This is a genomic window from Mesorhizobium sp. P3_A2 (assembly GCF_056403115.1).
Window position 1 is genome coordinate 381,012 of the sequence record NZ_JBFUGC010000002.1, and the last position, 12,939, is coordinate 393,950.

A 12,939-nucleotide genomic window follows, 5' to 3' on the forward strand; every position below is an offset into this window, starting at 1 on the left:
ACTATACGGGGAGAAATGCCCGGCAGGGCAATGAGGGGCGGCGCAACCCTATCAAGCAGAAACGTGTGGCCCGTCACATCTCGATGTCAGTGCCGCCCCTCATCCGCCTGCCGGCACCTTCTCCCCGTAATAGTGACGGGGAGAAGGCCCAGAACCCATCAGCTCTTGCCCGCCAGCACCAGCACCGGCTTTTCGCTGTACAGCGCCGGGAACAGCGACTTCAAATTCGCCACCTTGGGCAGGTCGTTGTAGACGATGTAGGGGTAGGTCGGGTTCAGCGTCAGGAAGTCCTGGTGATATTCCTCGGCCGGATAGAAGGTTTTGCCCGTTTCCAGCGTGGTGACGATCGGCTTGGGAAACACCTTGGCCTTGTCGAGCTGGGCGATGTAGCTCTGGGCTATCTTCTGCTGCTCACTGTTCTCGGCAAAGATCGTTGAGCGGTACTGGGTGCCCGAGTCCGGGCCCTGGTAGTTCAGCTGCGTCGGGTTGTGGGCGACCGAGAAATACACCTGCAGCAGCTGGCCGTAGGTCACCTTGGACGGGTCGTAGGTGATCTCGACCGATTCGGCATGGCCGGTGCGGCCGCTGCCGACCGTCTCGTAGACGGCGTCATCCTTGGCGCCGCCGGTGTAGCCGGAGACGGCCTTGGTCACGCCCTTGACGTGCTGGAACACGCCCTGCACGCCCCAGAAGCAGCCGCCGGCGAAGATCGCCTTCTCGCTGCCGCTGGCGGCCTTTTCGTCCATCGCCGGCGGCGGGATCACCACCGCGTCCTCGGCCGAACGCGCCGGGCTCTGCCAGAAGGCCGCCGCCGCCGCGGCGACAATGAGCGCGGCAAGCGCGCTCTTGAAGATCGGCGTTCTCGTCTTTGCAATGCCGGTCATGTCTGATCTCCTTGAAGGTGGCGACGACTATACGACAGATCGTCCCGTCTGGTTTCTCAAATTGCCGTGCGCCGCCCGGCCGCCATACGGCCGGGCCACGGGTTCAAGCCTTAGTTCGCGGGCGCCATCGCGTCCGCCGGCTTCATCGCATCCGTCGCGGGCTTCATGGCATCGGTGGCCGGCTTCATGGCGTCGGTGGCGGGCTTCATCGCATTCGTCGCCATCGGGTCGACTGGCTTCATGGCATCGGTCGCCGGCTTCATGGCGTCCGTTGCCGGCTTCATCGCCTCGGTGGCCATGGGATCGGCCGGCTTCATGGCGTTGTCTTCGGCGCGGGCGCCGGCGGCGAAGGCCGTCATCGAAAGCGCAAAGGCGAGCGCGGTCAGGGTCTTGGTCATGGGTATTTCCTCTCTGATGAGGGCGCGCGGATGCGAGCCCGGTTATGCCGCGCTAGCGGCGTTGCGTAGAAAAAGAAAATCAGTCGGCGACTGCCGCCAGGATCGGCCCGCCGCCGGGCGTCTGCACCAGCACCGCGGTGCTCAAGCCGCCGGAGGCCGCCGGCAACGGCAACGTGGCGGCGTTACCGCTCCAGCTGCCGAGTTTCTCCAGCGAATGCACGACATTGGCGTGCGGCAGGGTGCGGCCGGTGTTTTCGCCGCGCGCCACCGGCACCTCGATGACGCCCTTGTTGTAACGAACCAGCCAGACATCGGCCTTGCCGCCTGGTGCGGAACCGGCGCCGATGCTGATCTTGCCGCCGTCGAGCGACAGAGACGGGCCTGCGGCATGCGTGCTCGAGGTAATCAGCTGCTCGATCTCGCCGGGCGCCGCGCCTACAGCATCGGCGCCGCCATTGACCACGACCTGCGGCGTGAACGGGCCGGAGCGGCCGAGCGACGGCTCATAGCGCACCTGGCGCTGCGTGAATTCCTCGCGGCCGAACGTGTCCTTCCAGCCGAGATAGTCCCAATAGGTGACGTTGAACGACAGCGCCAGAACGCCGGGCTGGTCCTTGACCTTGATCAGATTGGCATTGGCCGGCGGGCAGGACGAACAGCCCTGGCTGGTGAACAATTCGACCACGGTGAGCGGCTGGGCGAAGGCTGTGCCGATCGACGACAACAGCGATGCTGCGAGGAGGCCGGACAAGGCGATAAGTTTTGTGGACATTGGGCTTGCTCCGTGGGGCGCTGGGATGCGCCGGTCATCACCCACTTCGCAGCCGCCCGAGGCTTCGTTACAGCGCTCACCGGTTTGTGATGTGTGCCATGCAGGACGACACATGTTCCGGGCGTTGGCGCTGCCCCTCACCTGCCTGCCGGCATCTCTCCCCGTAGAGTGACGGGGAGAGGGACGCTGTCATCGCCGGTTTCGCCAATCGCCAATGTTGCAACAAGAAGAGCGCCGCGGCTGCGGTCAGGCCCTTTCTCCCCGTCACTATACGGGGAGAAATGTCCGGCAGGACAATGAGGGGCAGCGCAGACATTGGTCATTGCGGCCTCATTCCCGGCAGCGTTGCCCTGGAAGAGCACCCCGCTTGCCCCTCAACCCTGCCCCTGCTAAAGCGCGCGACATGAGCACGCCTCTCGACCACATCCGCAATTTCTCCATCGTCGCCCATATCGACCATGGCAAATCCACGCTTGCCGACCGGCTGATCCAGTCCACCGGCGGGCTGGAGCTGCGCGACATGAAGGAGCAGGTGCTGGACTCGATGGACATCGAGCGCGAGCGCGGCATCACCATCAAGGCGCAGACGGTGCGGCTGAAATACCGCGCCAACAATAGCGAGGACTATATCCTCAACCTTATCGACACGCCCGGACATGTCGACTTCGCCTATGAAGTGTCGCGGTCGCTGGCCGCCTGCGAGGGTTCGCTGCTGGTCGTCGACGCCTCGCAGGGCGTCGAGGCGCAGACCCTGGCCAACGTCTACCAGGCCATCGACAACAACCACGAGATCGTCGTGGTGCTGAACAAGGTCGACCTGCCGGCCGCCGAGCCCGAGCGCATCCGCGAGCAGGTCGAGGAGGTCATCGGCATCGACGCCTCCAACGCCGTGCTGATCTCGGCCAAGACCGGCCTGGGCATTCCCGATGTGCTGGAGGCCATCGTCCACCAATTGCCGCCACCGCGCGAAGGCGACGCGACCGCGCCGTTGAAGGCCATGCTGGTCGACAGCTGGTACGACGCCTATCTCGGCGTCATCGTTCTGGTGCGCATCATCGACGGCGTGCTGAAAAAGGGCCAGACCATCCGCATGATGGGCACCGGCGCCAAATACCTGGTCGAGCGCACCGGCGTGTTCACGCCCGCCCGCATCAATGTCGACGAGCTCGGCCCCGGCGAGTTCGGCTTCTTCACCGGCTCGATCAAGGAAGTGGCCGACACCCGCGTCGGCGACACCATCACCGAGGACAAGCGAGCCACCGCGCATGCCTTGCCCGGTTTCAAGCCGGCGCAGCCGGTGGTGTTTTGCGGCCTGTTCCCGGTCGACGCCGCCGATTTCGAGGATCTGCGCGCCGCCGTCGGCAAATTGCGCCTCAACGACGCGAGCTTCTCCTATGAAATGGAAACTTCCGCCGCGCTCGGCTTCGGCTATCGCTGCGGCTTCCTTGGCCTTTTACATCTGGAAATCATCCAGGAGCGGTTGGAGCGCGAGTTCAACCTCGACCTGATCGCCACAGCACCCAGCGTCGTCTACCGGCTGCTGCTCACCGACGGCTCGATGAAAGAGCTGCACAACCCGGCCGACATGCCCGACGTGGTGAAGATCTCGGCCATCGAGGAGCCGTGGATCCGCGCCACCATCCTGACGCCCGACGAGTATCTCGGCGGTATCCTGAAGCTCTGCCAGGACCGGCGCGGCATCCAGGCCGACCTGTCCTATGTCGGCAAGCGCGCCATGCTGACCTACGATCTGCCGCTCAACGAAGTCGTCTTCGATTTCTATGATCGGCTGAAATCAATCTCCAAGGGCTACGCCTCCTTCGACTATCATTTGACCGACTATAGGGAAGGCGACCTGGTGAAGATGTCGATCCTGGTCAATGAGGAGCCGGTCGACGCGCTGTCCATGCTGGTCCACCGCACGGCGGCGGAAAAGCGCGGCCGGCAAATGTGCGAGAAGCTGAAGGAGCTGATCCCGCACCACCTCTTCAAGATCCCGATCCAGGCCGCGATCGGCGGCAAGGTCATCGCCCGCGAAACCATCTCGGCGTTGCGCAAGGATGTCACCGCCAAGTGCTACGGCGGCGACGTGAGCCGCAAGCGCAAACTGCTGGACAAGCAGAAAGAGGGCAAGAAGCGGATGCGCCAGTTCGGCAAGGTGGATATCCCGCAGGAGGCGTTTATTCAGGCCTTGAAGATGGGGGACTAAGCGGTCCGGCCTTCAGGCCGGACGCATCGACCCGGTGGGTCGATGCGAGCGCAAGTCCGGGTGGGAGCTGCCGGAGGCAGCGGGTCCCACCCCGGGGGTTGCGGCAGTGCGGTGATTCGGTTGGCGTCCGCTATTTGGGGACAGGCGGGAAACATACACGGCCCACGGTTGAGCTAATTGCTAGCCTGCACTTCTTGGCAAAATCCGAATCTGCATTGTCGCTCAGATACTGTGCAACCAAAAATAAGTCTGGTGTGCTAACCAACGCTGTTGAACTAGCTGTCGAAGCGCTCAAGCATTTGTCAGTGAACGGCTCCTCTCTCTCCTCGATCGGCAACAGTCGATAACCATTGCCGAACAGGACTCCCTTTGCGATCTTTTTGACGTCTTCCCTCTCGAAATCTTCCTGAACATTCAGAGCCAACTGCCGCAGTTTAGTGATGTTGATGGGTTTGCTATCCTTGCCTTCTGCTTCCCCAATCAAACGGCCATCGTCAGAAGCAAAAACAACGTCAAGTTCGATATTGTCTATGTTTGAGTGCTCTGCCGAATAGCCAAGAAGACGCAAGGACTTGATTATGGCTTTCTCCAACTGAGGACCTTTCTCATACAGCAAACCTCTGAGCAAGGAGACATCCGAAAGGCGTGCCTTCAGGTCACTAGTCTCTCCATTGATACGGTCAAGCTCGGCATTCAGAGCCGAAAGCCTGCCTTCAATCTCAATTTCAGCCTTCAGCTTGAACCTTGCGGTCGCAGACCAACTCGGCTCCGGCGTAACCTCTCCGGAGCTTTTGATCGCCTTGTCGATTGAGACAGCCGCGCTCACCAATGCAGAAAAAAATCTTTGACCCTCTTTAGACCATAGCGTTTGATTGCCTTTCCCTGCGGTCGTAAATTCTTCGGCGTCAACATCCAAATCCGGCAATAGCACGAGTGCGCCATTGCTAACTTTCGACCTAAGTAATAGGCCCACTGGCTTGTTGCCATTTCGCGTTAAGATGTGTCCTGGAGACCCAGCGTCATTTATGATGATTTTGTACGTTGAGGCTTCGCCAAACTCATTCCAATACTCAACAAGCGGCTCCGATTTCTCAACCGAAAGCGCCATGCCACGACCGATGCTCGGTGTAAGTTTGAGTGAATAAGGCAAGAATCGGTAGTTGTCGTAGTCAGTTACAATCCTCGTAACTCGGGAATTACGTCCTGATCCCGAATAGGTCTTCTCTCCTGTGGCAATGGATAAATAGATAAGGTCGGTCATAAAAACGATGACCGTCTTCCCGCCGTTGACCGAATCCAGAATCTCGCGACGCCAATGATCCATGTATCGCCGAAGTGCAAATGACCTATCGTCGTCAAGGCAAGGTTTTCCGTTGTAGGTTTCACGGTAACTAATGTGCGAGTCAATCTGAGGTCTAAACATAGTTATGTCGAAGTCTAGAAGGGATGCGCTGCTCCCAAAAGGGATATATTCAACGGACGAGCTTGCGCACTCAAATCCAACAGACGCTATCGAAGATTTCGGCATGCACGTTCTTCCCAGGGATGCTTTGGTGCGGGGAGAAGCGTTGGTCAGCCTCTCCCCGAGCCTTCAAGCGGCGTTCTCGAGATTCGCCGGGTACCAAACTAGGCTGTTGGTCGACGCTTTCATGATGTCGATACCGCGCTCGGCATCGACCCGGCGCTTGTAGCCTTCGCTGCTTACGGAGATAGTCTCGCCGTTCGCAGCTTCATATGTCCAACGCCATTCACCACGATTGTCCTTGTACAACCAGTACGAGGGGTAAGTACGTTGCGCCATTCGAGTCGCTCCTTAGTTTGGCGTGAGCGAACGTCAGGCTTGACCATGGCGGATTATTCTGATTCAACATCAGTGTACCAAATACGCCATACCCCGCGCCTGACGTCCAATCTTGTGCGGGTTAGAACTCTGAAACCGTCGCGGCTCGCCAGCTTTGCGGCGGTTTCTTGATTCTGGACGACTTCAAGATGAGGTTAAGCTATGCCGAGAGTCAAGGCATGGCTAATAAACCATCAACGGAAGCTAATGGTTTCGGGATTTCCACAATAAATACAAACGCTTACGCAACTCCTCCCAGCGGGGATAACTCAGCGCAAAGCGATCCCGCTTCGGCGAACAATACTTCTTGTTTGCTAAAAAGCAAACATCATCGAGGGGGTATGATTCTATTGCAATGCAACATAGGTCCACATTACTGACGTTTTTATTGTAAGGCGGCCATCGCCAAGTTTTGCGATCACCCCACCCTGCGGTATCCTCTCCCCGCTTGGGGAGCCATCACATGCGCACCACCCTCGACACCGCCGCCTCTCTCGGTCTCGCCATAGGCGGCGCCTTCGGCCTGGCCGGCACCTTCGTCGCCAGCGCCCCGCTGCGCGAAACGCTGTGGGCCATCGACGGCGTGGCACTCGTGGTGGCCGCAGCGCTGCTCACCATGAAATACCAGCGGTTGGGCAATGATTGCATAGCTGCCGGGTTCCTCACCTTCCTCGCCGGTGAAAGCCTGCTGCTGGCCGGCAATGCGGCGGGGCTGGAGGCCAGTGTGCCCTCCTATGTCGGCGGCATTTCGCTGTGGGCGGCAGCGCTGGTCCTGATCAGCGCGGCTAACACTTTTGCGCTCTGGATGCGGATCACCGGCCTCATCGCTGCCATCCTGTTTGTCGTGACGGTGGCCATGGTGCTGTGGGGCGCGCCCTTGCTGCCGACCTCGGCGCCGCTGCCCGCCGCCGGCTATCCGTTCTTGGTGCTGACCTTCGCCGGCTGGATCTGGACCTTGCTGAAGCGCTAGGCTGGCGAAAATGTCCGCGCCGCTTGAACTCCGCAACAGCGCCACGGGAAAGATCTTCCCGGCAATCGGGCCGTTGCTGATCGGCGCGATGTTCGGTTTCGGCGCGCTGCGCGGACTGGCGGCGGGCGCCGATGGCGGGCATGTGCTTGTCATCGCGCTGGTGGCGCTCGGCTGCCTTGGGCTCGGCTATGTCATCGCGCGCGGCGCCTTCGACCGTTCGGTCCAGGTCACCCTGGACAGCCAAGGCTTCCGCGATGCTCGCGCCGGCGATGTCCTGGTGCCATGGGCGATGGTGAAGAGCGTGCATCTGACCTCCGGCAAGGGCGCGGCAATGCTCAATTTCGAGCTTACGCGCGAGCCACCCGACGAAATCAAATATGCGCCCGCCAATGCGCTCGACCGGATGCTGCCCTTCGGCAAGAACATCGTGCACATGGAAGTGTCGTCGCTGGATGTGCGCGGTCAGGACATGGTCGAAGCCATAAAGACATTCGCGCCGCACGTGGCGGTGAGGCGCTGATCTCCCCCCTTGAGGGGGTTGAGGAGTGGTCCGCGTAGCGGACGGGAAGCCAATTGCTTGGCTTTCCGAGCGACGAAAGCCGGCAGGCCAGAGGGGGTCGCATCGCGTCGAGCGCTAGCCTTCCTCTGCGTCAATCAGGTCGAGTCCGGTCGGACCGACCCCCTCTGTCGCCTTTGGCGACATCTCCCCCTCGAGGGGGGAGATTACCCGCTCTACCGCCGCTTCTCCGCTCATGCTCTAGTTCCCCTCTCCGATTCGGAAACCGCCGCCATGCTCCGCCTCACCCTTGCCGCCCTGCTCCTCGCCACCCCGGCGCATGCCGCCGACATGGCGTTCTTCGTCAAGAACCTGCGCAGCCAGGCGGTGGCGGTGGAGCTGTTCAGCCGTGACCGCAAGATGTCGTGGCCGGGCGGCGACCAGGTGTTTCTGATCGAGCCGAACTCACAGAAATCGGTGCCGATCTCGTGCTCTCAGGGCGAAAACATCTGCTACGGCGCCTGGGTGAACGGCAATGACGCGATTTCGGCCGGGGTCGGGCCGGACAATGACCAGCCATGCGACACCTGCTGCTTCATCTGCGTGGAGAAGACGACCGAGACGATCGATCTGGTGGAGTGAGGAGCGGTCGGCCGCAGGCCGATCAATCGACAACGATTTGTCGATTGAAGCGACGAACGCCCGAAGCCATAGCGGAGGGCAGGCGCCTCTCCCCCCTTGAGGGGGTTGAGGAGCGGTCCGCGTAGCGGACGGAAAGCCAATTGCTTGGCTTTCCGAGTGACGAAAGCCGGCAGGCCAGAGGGGGTCGTCTCGCGTGGAGCGCTGACCTCCATCTGTCGCGCAGGAAGCCGAGCCCAGTCGGACCCACCCCCTCTGTCGCCTTCGGCGACATCTCCCCCTCAAGGGGGAGATCAGCCCCCAAGCCAGCTTGACGCCGTTCCCACCGCCGCCCTAGCCTCTTGCCACCCACCACGAGGAGAGCTCCATGGCAGGCACGGTCGAAGGCGAGAAGATCGACGTTTCCTTCAACGGCAAGCGCTGCATCCACTCGCGCAATTGCGTGCTCGGCAATCCGCATGTCTTCGTGCCCAATGCGCCGGGCGAATGGATCCACCCCGAGGCGGCAAGCGTCGAGCAGGTGGTGACGCTGGCCGAAAACTGTCCGTCCGGCGCCATCGGCTACTTCAGGAAGGATGGCGGGCCGCAGGAGAAGCCGCCAGTGGTCAACACCGTGCGGCTGCGCGAGAACGGGCCGCTGGCCGTTCATGCCGAGATCGTGCTGGGCGGCGAGACCTTGTTTCGCGCCACGCTCTGCCGCTGCGGCGCCTCGCAGAACAAGCCGTTCTGCGACAACGGCCACATCAAGGCCGGCTTCACAGCCACCGGCGAGCCGCCGCTGAAGGAGGCGCCGGCGACGCTGGAGGCGCGAAACGGCCCGCTGACCATAACGCCCACCACCAACGGGCCGTTGAAGGTCGAAGGCAATGCCGAGATCGTCACCGGCACCGGCCACACGATCGACCGCACCACCCGCACGTTTCTCTGCCGCTGCGGCCATTCGGCCAACAAGCCGTTTTGCGATGGATCGCATAAACGGGTTGGGTTTGTGGGGTGAGTGAGGCGCCGAAGCTGCTGATCTCCCCCCTTGAGGGGGAGATGGCCGCGTAGCGGCCAGAGGGCGTCGGTCCGACCGGGCTCGGCCTGATTTCGCAAATGAGGTTGGCGCTCTACGCGAGGCGACCCCCTCTGTCGCCTTTGGCGACATCTCCCCCTCAAGGGGGGAGATTACACTCGCCCGCCAATCCCCCCAAATTCAGTCAGCGACTGCCCTTCAATGTCGGCCGCCATCATGCGATGCTGGCGCTCTCGGCCGGGGGGCCGATTCTCATCCGGGGAATGCCATGTCTCTCACCATCACGCGCCGCATCGTCGCAGCGCTTTCGCTGTCCGCTCTGCTGGCGCCATCGGCCTATGCCGCCGACATCACCTTTGCCGTCAAGAACAGCCATCCCAACGCCATGCGCCTCGAGCTCTACAGCCAGGACCGCGACTATGTCTGGCCGGGCAACGACAAGGACTTCTATCTCGACGATGGCGAGACCAAGCAGATCCCGATCTCGTGCAACGAAGGCGAGTCGATCTGCTACGGCGCCTGGGTCGACGGCGACGAGGAAACCTATTGGGGCGTCGGCCCCAACAACCAGGAAAAATGCGAAGACTGCTGCTACACCTGCGAAGGCGGCGAGACGGAAGAGATCGATCTGGTGCCGTAGGTGATACAGCTAATCTCCCCCCTCGTGGGGGAGATGTCGCCGAAGGCGACAGAGGGGGTCGCCGCGCGTAAAGCGCTAGCCCTCCATCTGCCGCGCAGGACGTCGAGCCCGGTCAGACCGACCCCCTCTGCCTTGCCAGCCCTTCGTCGCTCGGAAAGCCAAGCAGTTGGCTTTCCGTCCGCTGCGCGGACCACTCCTCAGCCCCCTCAAGGGGGGAGATCAGATGTCGCTTCGGCTTTCGCCAATCACCCTAACAGCGCCCTCTGCCGCTTCGCGCCACCCGCCTTGCGCCAGGCATTGAACCTGTGCGTGGCGGCGGCGAAGGAGATCTTCATTTGCTGGGCGACCGAATAGCGCGACTTGCCTTCGTCGAACATGCGGTAGCAGCATTCGACGCCTTCCTCGGTCAGCTTGCCGTCGGGCGCCTTGTTGTGCGGATTGGCGGGGTCGAACTTTTCGACCTGCTGTTCGACCAGGCCTTTCAGCCGCTGCAGGTCGGCCTCGATGCTGGCGATGAGATCGAGGACGGGTTTCGGGTCGAAGTGGTCGTGCGGCTTTGTCGTCATCTCCAGGATACCTTTCGCTTTGCGTGTCGCCGTCAATATAGGTGAACATTCGCTGATAATGAAGGGTACGCCGCAGCCCCGGCGCTTCAACACTTGTTGACCGGCGATTGACCGGAGAAGCGCCAGCGCCTAGTTTAGAACTATTCTAAACTAGGGTGAATTTGTCATGCTTTCCCATGTCTTCGGTTTCGGCCGCCGTCCCTTCGAAACGCTGTCGGAACAGGAGATCCTGGCGCTGGCAATTTCCTCCGAGGAGGATGACGGGCGCATCTACCGCGCCTATGCCGACGGGCTGGCGGAAGACTTTCCGCAATCGGCAAAAGTGTTCGAGGCGATGGCGGAGGAGGAGGACGGCCATCGCGATTCCCTTATCGAGCTTTACCGCAAGCGTTTCGGCGAGCGCATTCCGCTGCTGCGCCGCGAGCATGTAAGAGGGTATTACGAGCGCAAGCCCGACTGGCTGGTGCGGCCGCTGGGCATCGAGCATGTGCGGCGCCAGGCCGAAGAGATGGAGCGGCAGGCCTATCGCTTCTATGTCGAAGCAGCCAAGCGCACCAGCGACGCTTCGACCAGAAAACTGCTCAACGACCTCGCGGCGGCGGAGCAAAGCCATGAGAATTCGGCGCATCGGCTGGAGCAGACACTTGTGCCGGGCGCCGTCAGGGACGAAGAGGCAAGCGCCGAGCAGCGCCAGTTCATCCTGACCTATGTGCAGCCGGGGCTGGCCGGGCTGATGGACGGCTCGGTGTCGACGCTGGCGCCGATCTTTGCCGCCGCCTTCGCCACCCACGACACCTGGCAGACGCTGCTGGTCGGCCTTGCCGCCTCGATCGGCGCCGGCATTTCGATGGGCTTCACCGAAGTCGCCTCCGACGACGGCAAACTGTCGGGCCGCGGCTCGCCGATCAAGCGGGGGCTGACCGTCGGCATCATGACGACGCTGGGCGGCCTCGGCCACGCGCTGCCCTATCTCATCCCGCATTTCTGGACGGCGACGGCGGTGGCGGCGGTGGTGGTGTTCTTCGAACTGTGGACGATCGCCTTCGTCCAGAACCGCTACATGCAGACACCGTTCCTGCGCGCAGCGTTCCAGGTGGTGCTGGGCGGGGCGCTGGTGTTCGCGGCCGGGGTGCTGATCGGGAATGCTTAGGTAAGGCAAAGGTCGGCGCTGCCCCTCATCTGCCTGCCGGCATCTTCTCCCCGTAAACGGCAGGGGAATCGCATATGCGGAACAAAGATGGAATCTCGCGACGTTTGTTCTCGACCCGATTCCGATTTGTTCGCCGTTCGATTCCTCGAAAGAGTCCATATGCGATTGCCCTGCCGTAAACGGGGAGAAGGGGGCTATCGCGAATTTCGCAGCTTGTTCTGCAACGCTGGCGATTGGCGAAACCATCAGCAACAGCGTCTTTCTCCCCGTCACTATACGGGGAGAAATGTCCGGCAGGACAATGAGGGGCGGCGCGATGGTCGACGGTTATGAACCCTGCCGCACATCCGCCAGCTTCACCCATTCACCGCCCGACTATCCGCCGGCGCCTCGTCCCGCTCCGTCAGCCCATAATCGCGCACCACATGCGCGATGCGCAACCGGTAGCCGGCAAAGATCCCGCCGCGGCCGGCTTTTTGCGCCTGCCGGTGCTCTTCCGTATTGCGCCAGGCCTTGACCGCTTCCTCGTCGCGCCAGAAGGACAGCGACAGGATGCGGTTCGGGTCGACCAGGCTCTGGAAGCGCTCGATGGAGATGAAGCCATCGATACCGTCGAGCAGCGGTCGCAGCTCGGCGGCGATGCCGAGATAGGCATCGCGCTTTCCCTCAGCCGGTTGCACCTCGAAGATGACAGCGATCATGCTTCCTCCTTGACCGCGGTCTGGAACAGCTGCTGCGGTCCATGCGGCCCCGACACCAGCTTCAGGAAGATGCGGTCTTCTTTCAAGATGAACTTTTCCCGGCGGGCGAATTCGTAATTGGCCTTGCCGGCGGGATCGGCAGCGAGCCGGGCGCGATAGGCTTCGTAGGCGGCCAGACTGTCGATGTTGTAGGCGGCGTAGGCCGTGGTGGCCGAGCCCTCATGCGGGGCGTAGTAGCCGATCAAATCGGCGCCGCAGCGCGGGATCGCCTGGCCCCAGGCCTTGGCATATTGCTCGAACGCCGCCTTGCCGAACGGGTCGATCTCGTAGCGGATGAAGCAGGTGATGGTCATGTCGGTCTCCTTGGGTTTCGCGTGAATGGTTCGAGCGGCGTCGAAACGTTGTGCCGCCGGGCCTGCTAAGCAAAAGTCTGGCGGTCAGGCCTGCCAGAAGGATTTCGCGCATTCGCGGCGCACATCCTCCCGGGTCAGGCCGAGATCGCGCAGCAAATGGTCGTCGATCTCGGCGAGGTCGAGCCGCTGCAGGTGGCGGTCATACCAGCGGGCGAGCAGCCGCCGGTGCAGCCAGGTGACGACCGGAAATGTCTGGCGGCTGGCGAGTGGGGCGGAAGCGGTTGGCATCGGCGTTCTCCTTGATCT

General features: G+C 61.9%; 16 protein-coding genes. 7 read left to right on the plus strand and 9 right to left on the minus strand.

The features are described from left to right. Nucleotides 1-158 precede the first annotated feature (158 nt). The 3 genes from msrA to AC1DXM_RS06385 all read right to left on the minus strand — a co-directional run bounded on the left by msrA (nucleotide 159) and on the right by AC1DXM_RS06385 (nucleotide 2,054). Nucleotides 159-884, minus strand: a complete 726-nt coding sequence (gene msrA, locus AC1DXM_RS06375) for a peptide-methionine (S)-S-oxide reductase MsrA (protein WP_477232285.1) — start codon at nucleotides 882-884, stop codon at nucleotides 159-161. 110 nt (nucleotides 885-994) lie between these two features. Continuing rightward, a complete protein-coding gene (locus AC1DXM_RS06380; RefSeq protein ID WP_477232286.1) occupies nucleotides 995-1,282 on the minus strand; it encodes a hypothetical protein in 288 nt (95 codons plus the stop codon). A 79-nt stretch (nucleotides 1,283-1,361) separates the two neighbouring features. Then, entirely contained in the window at nucleotides 1,362-2,054 is a 693-nt protein-coding gene (locus AC1DXM_RS06385; protein ID WP_477232287.1) for a DUF1223 domain-containing protein, read from the minus strand. Nucleotides 2,055-2,457: 403 nt separating this feature from the next. Between AC1DXM_RS06385 and lepA the strand changes: the two genes are divergently transcribed. Then, on the plus strand, nucleotides 2,458-4,263 hold the full coding sequence (lepA, locus tag AC1DXM_RS06390) for a translation elongation factor 4 (RefSeq protein ID WP_477232288.1): 1,806 nt from the start codon (nucleotides 2,458-2,460) through the stop codon (nucleotides 4,261-4,263). 130 nt (nucleotides 4,264-4,393) lie between these two features. Here lepA and AC1DXM_RS06395 read toward each other — a convergent pair whose 3' ends face one another. Both AC1DXM_RS06395 and AC1DXM_RS06400 read right to left on the minus strand, forming a co-directional pair. Further along, nucleotides 4,394-5,587: a hypothetical protein gene (locus AC1DXM_RS06395; RefSeq protein WP_477232289.1), complete on the minus strand. Its 1,194-nt coding sequence runs from the start codon at nucleotides 5,585-5,587 to the stop codon at nucleotides 4,394-4,396. 267 nt (nucleotides 5,588-5,854) lie between these two features. Continuing rightward, on the minus strand, nucleotides 5,855-6,064 hold the full coding sequence (locus AC1DXM_RS06400) for a YegP family protein (RefSeq protein WP_352520685.1): 210 nt from the start codon (nucleotides 6,062-6,064) through the stop codon (nucleotides 5,855-5,857). Nucleotides 6,065-6,566: 502 nt separating this feature from the next. Between AC1DXM_RS06400 and AC1DXM_RS06405 the strand changes: the two genes are divergently transcribed. The 5 genes from AC1DXM_RS06405 (at nucleotide 6,567) to AC1DXM_RS06425 (ending at nucleotide 9,863) form a co-directional block, all read left to right on the plus strand. Further along, complete coding sequence (locus AC1DXM_RS06405) at nucleotides 6,567-7,073, plus strand: hypothetical protein (protein WP_477232290.1); 507 nt, start codon at nucleotides 6,567-6,569, stop codon at nucleotides 7,071-7,073. 10 nt (nucleotides 7,074-7,083) lie between these two features. Further along, the gene (locus AC1DXM_RS06410; protein WP_477232291.1) at nucleotides 7,084-7,593 is read left to right on the plus strand and encodes a hypothetical protein; all 510 of its coding nucleotides are present in this window, start codon (nucleotides 7,084-7,086) and stop codon (nucleotides 7,591-7,593) included. Between the two features lie 270 nt (nucleotides 7,594-7,863). Then, a complete protein-coding gene (locus AC1DXM_RS06415; protein ID WP_352583014.1) occupies nucleotides 7,864-8,211 on the plus strand; it encodes a hypothetical protein in 348 nt (115 codons plus the stop codon). A 364-nt stretch (nucleotides 8,212-8,575) separates the two neighbouring features. After that, nucleotides 8,576-9,205, plus strand: a complete 630-nt coding sequence (locus AC1DXM_RS06420) for a CDGSH iron-sulfur domain-containing protein (RefSeq protein ID WP_477232292.1) — start codon at nucleotides 8,576-8,578, stop codon at nucleotides 9,203-9,205. A gap of 286 nt (nucleotides 9,206-9,491) precedes the next feature. Beyond that, nucleotides 9,492-9,863 (plus strand): hypothetical protein, encoded by a 372-nt coding sequence (locus AC1DXM_RS06425; RefSeq protein WP_477232293.1) that lies wholly within the window; start codon nucleotides 9,492-9,494, stop codon nucleotides 9,861-9,863. Nucleotides 9,864-10,108: 245 nt separating this feature from the next. Here AC1DXM_RS06425 and AC1DXM_RS06430 read toward each other — a convergent pair whose 3' ends face one another. Beyond that, the gene (locus AC1DXM_RS06430; protein ID WP_477232294.1) at nucleotides 10,109-10,429 is read right to left on the minus strand and encodes a hypothetical protein; all 321 of its coding nucleotides are present in this window, start codon (nucleotides 10,427-10,429) and stop codon (nucleotides 10,109-10,111) included. 166 nt (nucleotides 10,430-10,595) lie between these two features. On the opposite strand from AC1DXM_RS06430, the gene mbfA reads away from it, so the two are divergent. Further along, complete coding sequence (gene mbfA, locus AC1DXM_RS06435; protein ID WP_477232295.1) at nucleotides 10,596-11,579, plus strand: iron exporter MbfA; 984 nt, start codon at nucleotides 10,596-10,598, stop codon at nucleotides 11,577-11,579. A 356-nt stretch (nucleotides 11,580-11,935) separates the two neighbouring features. Here mbfA and AC1DXM_RS06440 read toward each other — a convergent pair whose 3' ends face one another. The 3 genes from AC1DXM_RS06440 to AC1DXM_RS06450 form a co-directional block, all read right to left on the minus strand. Further along, complete coding sequence (locus tag AC1DXM_RS06440) at nucleotides 11,936-12,280, minus strand: antibiotic biosynthesis monooxygenase family protein (RefSeq protein WP_112559097.1); 345 nt, start codon at nucleotides 12,278-12,280, stop codon at nucleotides 11,936-11,938. After that, the gene (locus AC1DXM_RS06445; protein WP_477232296.1) at nucleotides 12,277-12,633 is read right to left on the minus strand and encodes an NIPSNAP family protein; all 357 of its coding nucleotides are present in this window, start codon (nucleotides 12,631-12,633) and stop codon (nucleotides 12,277-12,279) included. The genes AC1DXM_RS06440 and AC1DXM_RS06445 overlap by 4 nt, the downstream gene beginning before the upstream one ends. Nucleotides 12,634-12,717: 84 nt before the next feature. Next, nucleotides 12,718-12,921, minus strand: a complete 204-nt coding sequence (locus AC1DXM_RS06450; protein ID WP_477232297.1) for a DUF1127 domain-containing protein — start codon at nucleotides 12,919-12,921, stop codon at nucleotides 12,718-12,720. Nucleotides 12,922-12,939: the final 18 nt, after the last annotated feature.